Genomic DNA, 15,996 nt, shown 5'->3' with positions numbered 1-15,996 from the left:
GCCCATTACACGCAGTAAATAAAAAATCCACTTAAGAAGGTAGGTGTTACATGTCCGAGCTTAATGAAAAGTTAGCCACAGCCTGGGAAGGTTTTACCAAAGGTGACTGGCAGAATGAAGTAAACGTCCGTGACTTCATTCAGAAAAACTACACTCCGTATGAGGGTGACGAGTCCTTCCTGGCTGGCGCTACTGACGCGACCACCAAGCTGTGGGACAGCGTAATGGAAGGCGTTAAACAGGAAAACCGCACTCACGCGCCTGTTGACTTTGACACCTCCGTTGCTTCCACCATCACTTCTCACGACGCTGGCTACATCAACAAAGCGCTTGAGAAAATTGTTGGTCTGCAGACTGAAGCTCCGCTGAAGCGTGCGATTATCCCGTTCGGCGGCATCAAAATGGTTGAAGGTTCCTGCAAAGCGTACAATCGCGAGCTGGACCCAATGCTCAAAAAAATCTTCACCGAATACCGTAAGACCCACAACCAGGGCGTATTCGACGTTTATACTCCGGACATCCTGCGTTGCCGTAAATCTGGCGTTCTGACCGGTCTGCCGGATGCGTATGGCCGTGGCCGTATCATCGGTGACTACCGTCGCGTAGCGCTGTACGGTATCGACTACCTGATGAAAGACAAATTCGCGCAGTTTACGTCTCTGCAATCCGATCTGGAAAACGGCGTAAATCTGGAAGCGACTATCCGTCTGCGTGAAGAAATCGCTGAACAGCACCGCGCTCTGGGTCAGATCAAAGAAATGGCGGCTAAATACGGCTGCGATATCTCTGGCCCGGCGACTAACGCTCAGGAAGCAATCCAGTGGACTTACTTCGGTTACCTGGCTGCGGTTAAATCTCAGAACGGCGCAGCAATGTCCTTCGGTCGTGTATCCACCTTCCTGGATGCGTACATCGAACGTGACCTGAAAGCAGGCAAAATCACCGAGCAAGACGCACAGGAAATGATTGACCACCTGGTCATGAAACTGCGTATGGTTCGCTTCCTGCGTACTCCTGAATATGATGAACTGTTCTCCGGCGACCCGATTTGGGCAACTGAATCTATCGGTGGTATGGGCGTTGATGGCCGTACTCTGGTTACCAAAAACAGCTTCCGCTTCCTGAACACCCTGTACACCATGGGGCCGTCTCCGGAACCGAACATCACCGTTCTGTGGTCTGAAAAACTGCCGCTGAACTTCAAGAAATTCGCCGCTAAAGTCTCCATCGACACCTCTTCTCTGCAGTACGAGAACGATGACCTGATGCGTCCGGACTTCAACAACGATGACTACGCTATCGCATGCTGCGTAAGCCCGATGATCGTTGGTAAACAAATGCAGTTCTTCGGTGCGCGTGCAAACCTGGCGAAAACCATGCTGTACGCAATCAACGGCGGCGTTGATGAAAAACTGAAAATGCAGGTTGGTCCGAAATCCGAACCGATCAAAGGCGATGTTCTGAACTTCGACGAAGTGATGGATCGCATGGATCACTTCATGGACTGGCTGGCTAAACAGTATGTCACCGCGCTGAACGTTATCCACTACATGCACGACAAGTACAGCTACGAAGCCTCTCTGATGGCGTTGCACGACCGTGACGTTATCCGCACCATGGCGTGTGGTATCGCAGGTCTGTCCGTTGCGGCTGACTCCCTGTCTGCCATCAAATATGCGAAAGTTAAACCGATTCGTGACGAAGATGGTCTGGCTATCGACTTCGAAATCGAAGGCGAATACCCGCAGTTTGGTAACAACGACGCTCGTGTAGATGACATGGCGGTTGACCTGGTAGAACGTTTCATGAAGAAAATTCAGAAACTGACCACCTACCGTGGCGCTATCCCGACGCAGTCTGTTCTGACCATCACTTCTAACGTTGTGTATGGTAAGAAAACTGGTAACACCCCGGATGGTCGTCGTGCTGGCGCGCCGTTCGGACCAGGTGCTAACCCGATGCACGGTCGTGACCAGAAAGGCGCTGTCGCTTCTCTGACCTCCGTTGCTAAACTGCCGTTTGCTTACGCGAAAGATGGTATTTCTTATACCTTCTCTATCGTTCCGAACGCACTGGGTAAAGACGACGAAGTTCGTAAGACTAACCTGGCAGGTCTGATGGATGGTTACTTCCACCACGAAGCGTCCATCGAAGGCGGTCAGCACCTGAACGTCAACGTCATGAACCGTGAAATGCTGCTGGACGCGATGGAACATCCGGAAAAATATCCGCAGCTGACCATCCGTGTATCTGGTTACGCAGTACGTTTTAACTCCCTGACGAAAGAACAGCAGCAGGACGTTATTACTCGTACCTTCACGCAGACCATGTAATGGGTTTGACTGAAATTACGCTATAAAAAGCGTACAAAAAAGGCTCCATGTCAGTGGGGCCTTTTTAATTTTTATAAAAGCATATTTCGACAACCAGAATTTTTACTTATAAATAAAGTGTTATTATGTGATCTATATATTCTTCTCAGAATAGCATCAATTTCTCTTTTATTATTTTGATAATCATCATAATCCTTATTTAATACATCAGAAAACAGCATGGTGTTAGCTTCTGTAAAATCACATGACAATGACGGCATATATCCATGTAGCAGATAGATAAGTGTTGGATGAAACATATCAAACAGGACTTCTCCCTCTAATTCCCAGTAACCTATTTTACAAAATTGGGTAGAAATCTCAAAAGACCCCATTTGAAGACAGCGTAGTTTATCCATCTCATCCTCAGTAAGCGTACCATTCCATTCAACACATGCCATTTTTCGATCTTCTCCAGATCGCATAAGCTTATAAACTTCATCCTTAATTTCATCATCTTCATTAACTTCCTGCCTAAGTTTAAAAGCAAAGTTTTCTAATAATTCTGGATAGCAAGCAATTTTTTCTCCATACTTAATACATACTTTAAAAAACAACTCTTCTTCATCTTCTTCCATCACTTTAAAAATACAGTTTTCTGAAACATTGAGGATACGATGCAAATTACATTTATCAATAACCTTGCCATCAATCTCAAATGAAACTTGTGTCTGACTCACATCAAAACGCATAACAAAGCGGTCTTGTTGAGATGGATTAGCATATTGTTTTAATTGTGCAAAGGCATATATCTTCTCCATACCGACTGTATCAACATTAAGGTCAGCTTGATTTTCACGTTCACATCCATGGATGAGTGTATATAATACCTCCAGTACCTCTCTTTTTTTGTGTGTTCTGAAGCAGTCCTTAAACCTATCCCATACCCCCATGTATAGCGCTTCTTCTTTGTCAGAACTCATCAAACGGACTAGCCGTGAAGCATTAACTTCATAGTTATGACGATTACCAAAACTTAACGTAACTGGCATAATAACTCCTTTGATTATTTACCGCGAAAGCAAAATTCAATCCGTTGCTCTCATTTTTTGATTAAAGCCACACTCTATTTAAGAGATTGAATCAGTCCGGCTTTAGAAATAACATCAGATTTAGACCTGATTGCATGTTGAATGCGGCGCCAGGCGCTGGACAGCGCATAACGTTCTTTGGACACATCTGAATTATGTTGAGAATTATTTTCGTTCTGACCACAACAAAACGGCGCCAACCATTTGAAAAAAGAGGCGGATCATAAACAGCAAAACCAGGGCGCTATGGATGATACACTTGCAGTATGTATTGCGGTTCGGGCGTTACGAGCTGATGAATGAGCCAGAATTTCTGGTGGTGCAAGTTATACAGCATAGATTTGCCGTATATTTTATACTGAATAGAGGTAAAATAGCTCCATTGCAGCACATTCTGGAACAGCCACACATTCTGTAGTCCAAAATTTACGCTCGCAGTACCGCTTTTTTACAGGATGCAACCCCCTTACCAGGGTGCTCAACATGCCCGGAATGTGTCCATAAACCCCATGTTATTTAGAGCTAGCCGAAGCGATATGAGTAACTTAACCGATTGTATTACAAATGAAAGTGTTGCAGTAACTGCTGATAAAAAGCCGGTTATTGGTCGCATTCACTCCTTTGAATCCTGTGGCACCGTTGATGGCCCAGGCATCCGCTTTATTACCTTTTTCCAGGGCTGCCTGATGCGCTGCCTGTATTGCCATAACCGCGACACATGGGATACGCATGGCGGTAAAGAAATCACCGTTGAAGACTTAATGAAAGAGGTGGTGACCTATCGGCATTTTATGAATGCTTCTGGCGGCGGCGTGACGGCATCCGGCGGCGAGGCCATTTTGCAGGCAGAATTTGTACGCGACTGGTTTCGCGCCTGTAAAAAAGAAGGTATCCACACCTGTCTCGACACCAACGGCTTTGTGCGCCGTTATGACCCGGTGATTGATGAACTGCTGGACGTTACCGATCTGGTGATGCTCGATCTCAAGCAGATGAATGATGAGATCCACCAGAATCTGGTCGGTGTCTCTAATCACCGGACGCTGGAATTCGCGCAGTATTTATCAAAGAAAAATGTGAAGGTCTGGATCCGTTACGTTGTCGTTCCCGGCTGGTCTGACGACGATGATTCCGCGCATCGCCTGGGTGAGTTTACCCGCGATATGGGTAATGTCGAAAAAATCGAACTGCTGCCCTATCATGAGCTGGGCAAACATAAATGGGTGGCAATGGGCGAAGAATATAAACTGGATGGCGTGAAGCCGCCTAAAAAAGAGACCATGGAGCGTGTAAAGGGTATTCTTGAGCAGTATGGTCATAAAGTGATGTATTAATCGCCTGCTATCTTATCCGCTTTTAAACGGCTACCCATGACGGTAGCCGTTTTGCTGTATGGGTAACGCTCTTACCGCTAAAATACCCGACCCCGCCGTCAGACAGGCCTGGTTAACAATATTGCGCTTACCAGGTATTAAATACAGAGTCGCTTATCTGCTGCTGGGTTGAAGGTCTGACAACTATTGCTGACCCGGTGCCTGTTAATACCATGGTCTCCGCCTGGAACCCAGGCACCTGTGACCTTAAAAGGCGCTCGCCTGACAGGAGCGCCGTGGAAAAGAGCGTCGTTATGTGTTTCTACGCGCCAGCAGTGGGAAAATTAATCCCAACCCGACCAGGACAAAAGGCGTCACGATGTTCAACGTCAGCTGGAATGTCCACTCCGGTGTGAACGCCTCCATTTTGGGGAAAATACCGGTAAGGCAGGCAAACGCGGTGAAGGCAAAACACCATATTCCCACAGTTAACGCCAACGCCCGGTTGCGAATAAACACATATTCGGGTTTGTACTTTTGCGCCAGTCGAATGACAGCAATAAAGGCGACAAATACCCACAGATAGCGCAGCGGCATAACAACTGAGTTGAGATTAAGCAGCCATTTGTACAGGTTGTTCATATCGCCGATGCCAAGCGTTGGCAACATAATCAAGATAGCGACCAACACCAATGTCAGCAAATAACCGTTAACTGGCGTACCTGAAGCGTTAGTACGACATAAGCGCTGCGGGATATATTTACTGTCTGCATCACCCAGCAATACTTTTAGTGGCGCATCAATAGAAAACACCAGCGCGGCGATTTGCCCCAGAGTATTGGCAATGGCATAAATCACCATTAATGAATTACCCATATGGTAATACTCACCCAATTTCTGGAATGCATAATATTGTCCATTGGTCATTAAATCGTCAGGTATATGCCGGGAATCAAACATCATTCCCATCGCCAACGAACCGAGGATAGCGCAGACCGCAACCATGACGGCTAAAAAGAGCATCCCCTTCGGAAATTCTTTTCCTGGATTCCGCGTCTGGTTAACGTAAGGCGAGATCTTCTCTGCCCCACCAACCGCAAAGACCAACATAGAGATGGTGGTGATATAGGTAAAATCGATATGAGGAATAAATGACTGCCAGGTGATGTTAGTGGTCGCAATTTCAACGTTTGTAATTGCTGGCGCGGTCACTGCCATCACAACATATAAAATTGACATGATAAACATGGCAATTCCGGCCACAGATCCAACAACCTTTAGCGATTTCATCCCCCGGGAAGCAACCCACATAAAGAAAACAAACAATGCCAGCGTCAGCCCCTGCAAGGCAACGACGGTATATTCTTTTATCAACGAGCCGTCGCCTTTTAAAGCCCATCCCAATGCAATGAGTATCGCCTGCGGCTTTTGCGCCAGGTAGGGAATATGCACGACCCAATAAGTCCATGCCGCAAGGTAAGCCAACCCCGGCCCCATCGTATGCTTAATCCAGGTACTGACGCCCCCTTTTCCCTCTTTGAAGGTTGAGCCCAGTTGCCCCACGATTAAGGCATAAGGAATGAAATAGAGCGCAAAAATAAACACCCAGGAGAAGACAACCACTAACCCCTGGTTAGCATAGTTATTGACAACATTGCCGAATCCCCAAACGGTAATAAACGACATCAGGGCGATGTTGTACCATCGCAACTGTTTTTCCTGCACATTCGGCATAACGCGATCCTTCGTGAACACAATGCTATTACTATAAATGAAGCGGGGGATTATGCGCGGTAAAGACGAAGAGAGAAAATAGAGGAGCGCAAAATTATAACCTTCGGCACATTTTATTTTTCAGCAAAGCAAGAAAATTATGCAGGTCAATTATTTTACGTAAAACATAAACAAAGAGTATGCAAGACTCACGTCCTGCATACGATTCAGAGAACAGTCAGATGTGGGCGACAGGATTAGGCGTCTGGCCGGCGTTACGTAACAGCATCAGCAGATAAATAAACGATACGCTGGCGATCATAATAAACAGCAGATTATCTGAATAATTCTGCATTAACATCGCAGCAAAAGACGGCCCCAACAGGCTCCCTACCGTATAACTTAACAACAGCGCCTGGTTCATTGCCACAAGCTGGCGGTGTTCGACTTTTTCACAGGCCCAGGCCATTGCAACAGGATAAAGCGTAAAACCCGCTGCCCCCAGAATAAACAGAGCTGGCGCCATCGCTGCCTGGGTTAACATGGCAATACTGCCGAGTATGACAACAAATACCTGTACGCGTAATACCAGCAAGCGACCAAATTTGTCCGCCAGACGTCCCATTGGCCATTGCCCCAAAATGCCGGCGCTCACCAGCACCGCCATCCAGAAACCGATGCTGGCGTTAGCCATCCCCTGATGCTTCAGATATAACGGCATCAGGCCATATAATGAACCAAGAACAATGCCGGAAATAATACAACCATTCACGCCAAGACGCGCCTGGCGTAGCTTCAGCATGGCGCTAATAGAAGAGGAATGACGTGTCTGCGTTTGCTGATTCACAATTCGGGTAAAGAGTAGCGGCAGAATTCCCGCCAGAATCATTCCGGTCACCCAGGGAAGGACGTGCAGCAATTCACCAGATACTTTACTGACCAATAATTGTCCAAGAAAGGTCCCCATGTAATAGACCATCATATAGGCAGCAAGCAGGCGCCCGCGATTATGCGAGGTTCCGCTGCACATCAACGCGCTTTCGACAACAACCCAAATCATGGCGCAGCCGATACCGGCAATAAAACGCCAGCTCATCCAGCTCCAGAACCCCACCATCACGCCCAACCCGACACAACCCGCGGCGAAGATCAGCGAGGCAAGATAATAGCTACGGTTAAACCCAATGCGTTTAATTAAATACCCGGTAAATAACGTCCCGACCAGATTGCCGGTAAAATAAGACGAGCTGACCATCCCCACCTGCCAGGTCGGAAGGTTTGCCTGAGCAAGCCACAGCGGCACAAGCGTATTCAGTACCGCAATGGCCAGGGTCAACAAAAGTAGCCCGCACAGCAAAAGCATGACGGGACGGGTATAGGTGGACATGAATAAAAACCGTGAGGAAGTTCAAATTTCATGCGCATCATGCCATCGCCAAAAACATTGTCAATCGGCTCCGCATGGGCGATCCGCAAGTTTTGAGACTATCGATTTGATTTACTTATTCTGCACGTGAATATATTAAAAGGCTAAAAATTCATCCCCTTGTTTTTATTGATCTAACCCGCAAAATCGGCGTTTTGTTCAGTCGAAAAATTTCATGGTTCCTTTAGCTTCGTTTTCTTCTCTATGGATTTATATGCACCTTCTCCGCCCCGGTTATATCCCTTAAATTGATGGCGGCTAAAGGCGTATTCGGCCTGCACGTTCTGCAGGCCGAATACGCGTCAACGCGTTAGCTGGCTACCGCCATGCCCACGGTCATATGCAGCCCATAGAATACGCCGCGGCCAATCAATTCCCCCGCCAGCATCAGAATGAAGGCGACAGAGAGCAACGGTACCGCAGGTTGATACCCTTTTAACTGTGGCACAATCCAGCAGCACAACGCCGCCGCAAGCAGCACCATACGCCAGGCCATCAGCGAGCCATAATCCGGCACCAGAGCAGACGCCTGCTGAATGGAACTGTGAATCGTCGCCAGTTCCGCGCCCTGCATGGCCGCCATAATGGCGATAACCACCAGCGCCAGCACCGACACCGCAGGCAACAAACGCATCGCCCAACCGTTCACGCCCGCGATGCGCAGCAGCAGATAACCCAGTAGCGGGCCACCCATAAAGAGCGTCAGGAAGAAGCCCAGCGGCGTCCAGATGCTATACCAGGTCGGTACTGTATCGATGCTGTTATAGACGCGTACCATCATCCAGACGAAGACGACGCCCAGTACCATCGTGATAATCAGCCAGAGTGTGCGCAGTACCGGCGGCAGCTTTTTCAGTACCGCCAGCAGCCAGCCAATCCCGCCGACCGCAAAAAACACCGAGCCGCTGGCAATTTCATTGCTCAGTGCGGAAGCACCCACGCGGTTAAGCGAGTTAAACGCGCGCATCGGCGAGCCCAGATGCAGCATCGAGGCGATAAAGCCAATCCCCATCAGCACCCACAGACCAAACATACAGGCGATCACCCGCTGCTGCGTTTCCGCGCGCAGGTCGCCCTTCATCAGCGCCAAAGCCAGAACAATAAAACCACCGGCCACGCACTGACCAAAGACCGTGAAGATCATCAACGGCCATTCATGCCATCCACTTCCCATCTTATACCTCCTTCGGATTGGCCAGATAACCGGTGGTGTCACCGGTCGGGCGGCTGTTGGCGTTGGGTTTAATCACAATATTCGGCTTCGTGAAATGCGCGCGCGGCAGCGGCGCGACGGCAGCCAGCTCACCGTGTTTTTTGCGCAGTTCGTCTATCGGATCAAAGTCCAGCGCCCGCAGCGGGCAGGATTCGACGCAGATCGGTTTCTTGCCTTCCGCCACCCGGTCATAACAGCCGTCGCACTTGGTCATATGACCTTTGGCCGCGTTGTACTGCGGCGCGCCGTACGGGCAGGCCATGTGGCAGTAGCGGCAGCCGATACAGACCTCTTCGTTCACCACCACAAAACCGTCATCGCGCTTGTGCATCGCGCCGCTCGGGCAGACTTTGGTACAGGCCGGGTCTTCGCAGTGGTTACAGGAGATGGAGAGATAGTAGGCAAAGACGTTCTGGTGCCAGACGCCGTTATCTTCCTGCCAGTCGCCGCCCGCATACTCATAAATGCGGCGGAAGCTGACATCCGGGGTCAAATCTTTGTAGTCCTTGCAGGCCAGTTCGCAGGTTTTGCAACCGGTGCAACGGCTGGAATCAATAAAAAATCCATACTGGGTTGTCATCGGTTACTCCTTACGCCTTTTCAACCTGAACGAGGTTCGTATGTGACGGGTTCCCCTTCGCCAGCGGAGAAGGACGTTGGGTCGTCAGTACGTTAATACATCCGCCCTGATCCACGCGTTTTGCATCCGGGTCATACCATGCGCCTTCTCCCAGGGCGACCACACCCGGCATCATGCGCGGCGTCACTTTAGCCTCGATATGTACTTCGCCGCGATCGTTGAAGATGCGGACTTTATCGCCATTGTTGATACCGCGTTTCTGCGCATCCATTGGGTTAATCCACATTTCCTGGCGACAGGCGGCTTTCAGTACGTCTACGTTGCCATAAGTGGAATGCACACGCGCTTTATAGTGGAAACCCGTCAACTGCAGCGGGAATTTATCCGTTAGCGGATCGTTATAGTTTTCAAAACCTGGCGTGTAGATCGGTAATGGATCGATCACGTCGCCTTCCGGCAGCTCCCAGGTGGCGGCGATATCCGCCAACGCCTGTGAATAGATTTCAATCTTGCCCGATGGCGTTGTAAGTGGATTCGCTTGCGGATCTTCGCGGAAGTCTTTATAGGCGACATGGTGGCCTTCGGGGTCACGCTGTTTGAAGATGCCTTGCTTACGGAACTCCTCAAAGTTGGGCAGATTCGGAATGGATTTACGCGACTGTTCGTACAGATGACGCATCCACTCTTCTTGCGTCCGTCCTTCGGTAAACTGTTGTTCCACGCCAAGACGTTTCGCCAGTTCGCTGGTCATCTCATAAATCGTCTTACACTCGAAGCGTGGTTTAATCGCCTGGTCAGTGAAGATAACGTAAGACATGTTTCCGCAGGAGGCATCCAGCGCAAAGTCCATCTGCTCAGAAGCAGTGCAATCAGGCAACAGAATATCGGCGTATTTTGCCGACGATGTCATATGACAGTCGATAACGACGATCATTTCGCATTTCTTGTCATCCTGCAGGATTTCGTGGGTGCGGTTAATCTCAGAGTGCTGGTTAATCAAACAGTTGCCAGCATAGTTCCAGATCATTTTGATCGGCACGTCCAGCTTATCTTTCCCCCGCACGCCATCACGCAGCGCCGTCATTTCCGGGCCGCGTTCAATGGCATCGGTCCACATAAACATGGAGATGCTGGTTTCAACCGGGTTTTCTAACGTGGGCATACGTTCAAATGGCAGGGCATAAGACCCTTCGCGCGCGCCGCTGTTACCGCCGTTAATCCCAACATTACCCGTCAGGATCGCCAGCATTGAGATGGCGCGCGTGGCGATTTCTCCATTAGCATGACGCTGTGGCCCCCACCCCTGGCAAATATAGGCGGGTTTAGCACTGCCGATTTCTCGCGCCAGCTTAATAATGCGATCCGCCGGAATACCGGTAATTTGCGCCGCCCACTCCGGCGTCTTCGCAATACCGTCTTTACCCTGGCCCAGAATATAGGCTTTGTAGTGACCGTTTTTCGGCGCGCTGGCAGGCAAGGTTTTTTCGTCATAACCGACGCAATATTTATCCAGGAACGGCTGATCGACCATGTTCTCGGTGATTAAGACATATGCCAGACCATTGACCAGCGCCGCATCGGTACCTGGACGAATCGGAATCCACTCATCTTCGCGACCGGCGCCGGTGTCGGTGTAACGAGGATCGATAATGATCATCCGCGCGTTTGATTTCTGCCGCGCCTGTTCAAGATAATACGTTACACCGCCCCCGCTCATGCGGGTTTCGCCAGGGTTATTACCAAACAACACCACCAGCTTACTGTTTTCAATGTCGGATGGACTATTGCCATCCGCCCAGCCGCCATAGGTGTAATTCAGACCCGCTGCGATTTGCGCGGAAGAGTAATCACCGTAGTGATTAAGATAACCGCCGCAGCAGTTCATCAGACGGGCGACCAGCGTTTTTCCTGGCGGCCATGAACGTGTCAAAGTGCCGCCCAGCGTACCCGTGCCATAGTTCAGATAAATGGACTCGTTGCCATACTCTTTGATAAGACGCTGCATATTGGTAGCAATGATATCGTAGGCTTCGTCCCAGCTAATACGCTCAAATTTACCTTCGCCGCGCGCGCCGACGCGCTTCATCGGATACTTGAGCCGATCCGGGTTATAGACGCGACGACGCATAGAACGACCGCGCAGGCAGGCGCGAACCTGGTGCAGGCCATCGTAATCATCGTTTCCGGTATTATCCGTTTCTACATATTTGATTTCGCCATCCACAACATGCATACGTAGCGGACAACGGCTGCCACAGTTTACCGTACAGGCGCTCCAGACGACTTTCTCGCCGGTTTTCGCCGGGCTTATCGCCTCTGCGGCGTTAGCGATGCGGGTAAATGGCAGGGTAAATGCGCTACTGGCCATCGCCAGGCCGCCTATCGCGGTGGTTTTGACTAAACCACGACGGCTCACCTCGGCTGCCAGCACGGCATCAGGGATCTTAGTTTTCATAAGGGCTCACTCTGCTGCTCACAATAAAAAAAACAATAAAACGATGTATAGAATTTTATATAGCGATAACGTCGCTATAAAGTCTGATATATATCGAAAAAATAGAAAAATAGCGTTAAAAACTGACCTTCATTCGAAATCAGTATTACCCCTAATAGGGTAGGGATTATTGTCCGGTATCAAACTGGCATAAAAAAAGCGCCCGAAGGCGCTTTTTAGAAGAGGAGAAAGCGAGGATTAGCCGATATATTCCAGTCCGTTCATGTACGGACGTAATACTTCCGGCACTTCAATGCGGCCATCAGCCTGCTGATAGTTTTCCATCACGGCCACCAGGGTACGACCTACCGCCAGACCAGAACCATTCAGGGTATGGACCAGACGGGTCTTTTTGTCGGACTTGCTGCGGCAGCGTGCCTGCATACGACGCGCCTGGAAGTCCCAGACGTTAGAGCAGGAAGAGATCTCGCGGTAGGTATTCTGCGCCGGAACCCAGACTTCGAGGTCATAGGTTTTGCAGGCGCCGAAGCCCATATCGCCAGTGCACAGAATGATTTTACGGTACGGCAGTCCCAGTAGCTGGAGCACTTTTTCCGCGTGGCCGGTCATCTCTTCCAACGCAGCCATAGAATCTTCCGGGCGAACGATCTGCACCATCTCAACTTTGTCAAACTGATGCATACGAATCAGGCCACGGGTATCACGACCATAAGAACCTGCTTCAGAACGGAAACAAGGCGTATGCGCCGTCATTTTAATCGGCAGCTGATCTTCGTCGATGATTTCATCGCGTACCAGATTGGTCAGCGGAACCTCCGCCGTCGGGATCAAAGCATAGTTACTGCTATCTGCTTCTTCTTCCAGCGGACGGGTATGGAACAAGTCGCCTGCGAATTTCGGCAGTTGACCGGTGCCATACAGCGTGTCGTGGTTAACCAGATACGGCACGTAGTTTTCGCTATAGCCGTGCTGTTCCGTATGCAGATCCAACATAAACTGCGACAATGCGCGATGCATACGCGCAATCTGTCCTTTCATCACCACAAAACGGGAGCCGGTCAGCTTAACCGCGGCGGCAAAGTCGAGGCCGGAGTGCATTTCCCCTAAGGTGACGTGATCGCGGATTTCAAAATCAAACTCACGCGGGGTACCCCAGCGGCTGACTTCAACGTTGTCGTTTTCATCTTTACCTACCGGCACTTCATCCGCAGGCAGGTTTGGGATGGTCAGCGCGATATCGCGGATCTCCGCCAGCAAGGTATCCAGCTCGGCTTTCGCCGCATCCAGCTCTTCGCCCAGTTTATTCACTTCCAGGCGTAAAGGCTCGATATCTTCCCCGCGCGCTTTCGCCTGGCCGATGGATTTCGATCGAGAATTACGCTCCGCCTGCAGGTTTTCCGTGTTGACCTGCAAAACTTTACGACGCTCTTCAAGAGCGCGCAGCTTATCTACATCCAGCTTAAAGCCCCGGCGTGCCAGTTTTTCAGCGACTGCGTCTGGCTCATTACGCAGCAGATTGGGATCGAGCATGCTTATCCTGTGCTTATCGAATAATAAAAGGAAACGCGATCAATTGATGATCGCCTCTGATTGTATTGATGAACGTAAACCGCGTTTACGTAATAGCGACGTTTTCGCCTTACCTGACCGACGACAGCAACAACGCATCCATTGCGCTATACCCGCAGACCTCATAAGCAACGTGCTATCAGGCATAACGAGATTCATCATCAACGCCATGATACCTGGAGCATCATATTTAGAGATAACCTTACCGCAACGTTTACACTAGCGGTAGCGTTTTGTGGGGCTATTTTGATCCTGTTCAGCCAGCCAGGCGAGCTTTTCGCCAATCTTGCCTTCCAGACCACGATTTGTCGGATGATAATAGCGCGTTTGCGCGATTTCCGGCGGGAAGTACACTTCACCCGCAGCATAGGCATTGGGCTCATCGTGGGCATAGCGGTACTCCTGGCCATAACCCATCTCTTTCATCAGTTTGGTTGGCGCATTACGCAGATGGACAGGAACGTCATAATCAGGACGTTCGCGCGCGTCGGCCAGCGCAGCCTTAAAGGCGGTATAGACGGCGTTGCTCTTCGGCGCGCAGGCGAGATAAACGATAGCCTGCGCGATCGCCCTTTCGCCTTCAGCCGGACCAACGCGGGTGAAACAATCCCACGCGGCAATAGCGACCTGCATCGCGCGCGGATCGGCATTACCCACATCTTCCGAGGCAATCGCCAGGCAGCGACGCGCCACGTACAGCGGATCGCCTCCCGCGGTAATGATACGGGCATACCAATAGAGGGCGGCATCCGGCGCGCTGCCGCGCACTGATTTATGTAAGGCGGAAATAAGATCGTAGAAGCGATCGCCTTTGTTATCAAAACGCGCGCTGCGCTCGCCGGCGATCTCGGTCAACAAGGAGGGCAATAAAACGCGTTTGCCGCTATCATCCGCCTCCGCCATATCGGCCATCATTTCCAGCGTATTTAAGGCGCGCCGCGCGTCGCCATTGACCAGCTCAGCAATCGCTCGCCGTGTCTCATCCGGTAACACGATATCCTGATCGCCGTAACCACGCGTTTTGTCCTGCATCGCCTGGTCCAGTACTTGCTCAATATCGTCAGTGGTCAACGATTTCAGCAGATAGACCCGCGCTCGCGACAATAGCGCCGAGTTCAGCTCAAAAGAGGGATTTTCCGTGGTCGCGCCGATAAAGGTGATAGTGCCATCTTCGATATGCGGTAAAAAGGCGTCCTGCTGGCTTTTGTTAAAGCGATGCACTTCATCGACAAACAGGATGGTACGGCGACCGGCATTACGATTCTGGCGGGCGCGCTCGATAGCTTCGCGAATCTCTTTTACCCCAGAAGTGACGGCGGAAATACGCTCGACATCGGCGCTGGCGTAGCGGGCGATCACTTCAGCGAGCGTGGTTTTCCCCGTCCCTGGCGGCCCCCATAAAATCATGGAGTGCAGATGCCCGGCCTCAATAGCGCGAGGCAACGGCTTACCTGCGGCCAGCAAATGCTGCTGGCCGATATACTGCGCTAAATTTTCCGGCCGCATCCGCGCGGCCAGCGGTTGAAACGTATTATCAGAAAAATCGAGCGACAGATTGCTCACTCATCGCCTCTACTTACGTTGGTCGTCTATCGTTACCCCTTGCGGCGGAGTAAACGTAAATTTTGACGGATCAACAGCGCCGTTTTGCTGGGATTTTAGCTGATAGGCGCTACGCTGATCGTCTTGTTCTACGGCGCTAAACTGGTGGATAGTCCCGTCGCGTCCCACATTGATGGTGAACTGTTTCAGATTGCCGTTGCTGGCTTTCGGCGTCAGCACAAAATTATCGCCATCCTGCTTAATATTATACTGCTGCCAGTCGCTGGCCTGGTTGCGGGCAATCAGCATAAACGGTGTATTTCCGGTGGCATCTTTCAACCACGTGGCGGTAGCCTGTTCTACAAACGGGTTATAGAACCATAACGTTTTGCCGTCAGAAACCAGAATACTCTCGTCAGGTTGCGTCATATGCCAGTTGAATAGATTTGGCCGCTTAACCCATAAATCACCCTGTCCCTCCTGCACCGCGGCACCGCTGCCATCGGTGACTTTTTGAGTAAAGGTGGCATGAAAGCTGCTCACTTTATCCAGACGGCTTTTCAGAGAGCTGGCGGCGTCAGCCCATACGCTGCTGGCTACAACGCTTGAAAGTAATGCACAGGCGATTGCCATTTTTTTCATCATTATTCCTCAGGTTTCGACACTCCCGACCAGGAGCTCCTTTTGCTTTCTATTCCAGGCCAAAAATCAGCATGAGGAAAGAAGAAAATACTGAATTTTGTTGCCGGATGGCAGCCTGCACAGCGCCATCCGGCTTACAG

11 protein-coding genes and 1 pseudogene are annotated in these 15,996 nt (G+C 50.4%); 3 read left to right on the top strand and 9 right to left on the bottom strand.

All coding sequences use genetic code 11. The features are described from left to right. Window positions 1–50: 50 nt before the first annotated feature. Complete coding sequence (gene pflB / locus J4645_RS03360) at window positions 51–2,333, top strand: formate C-acetyltransferase (RefSeq protein ID WP_001292803.1); 2,283 nt, start codon at window positions 51–53, stop codon at window positions 2,331–2,333. 71 nt (window positions 2,334–2,404) lie between these two features. Here pflB and sopD2 read toward each other — a convergent pair whose 3' ends face one another. Next, window positions 2,405–3,364, bottom strand: a complete 960-nt coding sequence (sopD2, locus tag J4645_RS03355) for a type III secretion system effector SopD2 (RefSeq protein WP_001145572.1) — start codon at window positions 3,362–3,364, stop codon at window positions 2,405–2,407. A 130-nt stretch (window positions 3,365–3,494) separates the two neighbouring features. Between sopD2 and J4645_RS22150 the strand changes: the two are divergent. Beyond that, a pseudogene (locus tag J4645_RS22150) lies at window positions 3,495–3,821 on the top strand (cytoplasmic protein). 118 nt (window positions 3,822–3,939) lie between these two features. Then, complete coding sequence (pflA, locus tag J4645_RS03350) at window positions 3,940–4,737, top strand: pyruvate formate lyase 1-activating protein (protein WP_000067928.1); 798 nt, start codon at window positions 3,940–3,942, stop codon at window positions 4,735–4,737. A gap of 291 nt (window positions 4,738–5,028) precedes the next feature. On the opposite strand, the gene J4645_RS03345 is transcribed toward pflA, so the two are convergent. The 8 genes from J4645_RS03345 to lolA form a co-directional block, all read right to left on the bottom strand. Further along, window positions 5,029–6,450: an amino acid permease gene (locus J4645_RS03345; protein ID WP_001134264.1), complete on the bottom strand. Its 1,422-nt coding sequence runs from the start codon at window positions 6,448–6,450 to the stop codon at window positions 5,029–5,031. A 217-nt stretch (window positions 6,451–6,667) separates the two neighbouring features. Beyond that, on the bottom strand, window positions 6,668–7,816 hold the full coding sequence (locus J4645_RS03340) for an MFS transporter (protein ID WP_023215066.1): 1,149 nt from the start codon (window positions 7,814–7,816) through the stop codon (window positions 6,668–6,670). Window positions 7,817–8,165: 349 nt separating this feature from the next. Next, window positions 8,166–9,029: a dimethyl sulfoxide reductase anchor subunit family protein gene (locus J4645_RS03335; RefSeq protein ID WP_000534685.1), complete on the bottom strand. Its 864-nt coding sequence runs from the start codon at window positions 9,027–9,029 to the stop codon at window positions 8,166–8,168. Between the two features lies 1 nt (window position 9,030). After that, a complete protein-coding gene (dmsB, locus tag J4645_RS03330) occupies window positions 9,031–9,648 on the bottom strand; it encodes a dimethylsulfoxide reductase iron-sulfur subunit DmsB (protein WP_023215067.1) in 618 nt (205 codons plus the stop codon). 10 nt (window positions 9,649–9,658) lie between these two features. Next, entirely contained in the window at window positions 9,659–12,103 is a 2,445-nt protein-coding gene (dmsA, locus tag J4645_RS03325; RefSeq protein WP_023197077.1) for a dimethylsulfoxide reductase subunit A, read from the bottom strand. Between the two features lie 237 nt (window positions 12,104–12,340). Continuing rightward, window positions 12,341–13,633, bottom strand: coding sequence for a serine--tRNA ligase (serS, locus tag J4645_RS03320; protein WP_000886697.1), 1,293 nt, complete (start codon window positions 13,631–13,633; stop codon window positions 12,341–12,343). A 258-nt stretch (window positions 13,634–13,891) separates the two neighbouring features. Continuing rightward, window positions 13,892–15,235, bottom strand: a complete 1,344-nt coding sequence (rarA, locus tag J4645_RS03315; RefSeq protein WP_000067786.1) for a replication-associated recombination protein RarA — start codon at window positions 15,233–15,235, stop codon at window positions 13,892–13,894. A 9-nt stretch (window positions 15,236–15,244) separates the two neighbouring features. After that, a complete protein-coding gene (gene lolA, locus J4645_RS03310; protein ID WP_001519746.1) occupies window positions 15,245–15,856 on the bottom strand; it encodes an outer membrane lipoprotein chaperone LolA in 612 nt (203 codons plus the stop codon). Between the last annotated feature and the right edge of the window lie 140 nt (window positions 15,857–15,996).

The sequence above is a fragment of the Salmonella sp. 32082101201600294FB01SM01 genome, from assembly GCF_017572865.1.
Lineage (GTDB): Bacteria > Pseudomonadota > Gammaproteobacteria > Enterobacterales > Enterobacteriaceae > Salmonella > Salmonella enterica.
Note: the sequence above shows the minus strand (reverse complement) of the source record. Positions and strands in the feature narration are given on the sequence as shown.

Coding starts and splice junctions, on each gene's coding strand:
- pflB (WP_001292803.1), top strand. CDS start 51: ATGTCCGAGCTTAATGAAAAGTTAGCCACAGCCTGGGAAGGTTTTACC.
- sopD2 (WP_001145572.1), bottom strand. CDS start 3,364: ATGCCAGTTACGTTAAGTTTTGGTAATCGTCATAACTATGAAGTTAAT.
- pflA (WP_000067928.1), top strand. CDS start 3,940: ATGAGTAACTTAACCGATTGTATTACAAATGAAAGTGTTGCAGTAACT.
- J4645_RS03345 (WP_001134264.1), bottom strand. CDS start 6,450: ATGCCGAATGTGCAGGAAAAACAGTTGCGATGGTACAACATCGCCCTG.
- J4645_RS03340 (WP_023215066.1), bottom strand. CDS start 7,816: ATGTCCACCTATACCCGTCCCGTCATGCTTTTGCTGTGCGGGCTACTT.
- J4645_RS03335 (WP_000534685.1), bottom strand. CDS start 9,029: ATGGGAAGTGGATGGCATGAATGGCCGTTGATGATCTTCACGGTCTTT.
- dmsB (WP_023215067.1), bottom strand. CDS start 9,648: ATGACAACCCAGTATGGATTTTTTATTGATTCCAGCCGTTGCACCGGT.
- dmsA (WP_023197077.1), bottom strand. CDS start 12,103: ATGAAAACTAAGATCCCTGATGCCGTGCTGGCAGCCGAGGTGAGCCGT.
- serS (WP_000886697.1), bottom strand. CDS start 13,633: ATGCTCGATCCCAATCTGCTGCGTAATGAGCCAGACGCAGTCGCTGAA.
- lolA (WP_001519746.1), bottom strand. CDS start 15,856: ATGAAAAAAATGGCAATCGCCTGTGCATTACTTTCAAGCGTTGTAGCC.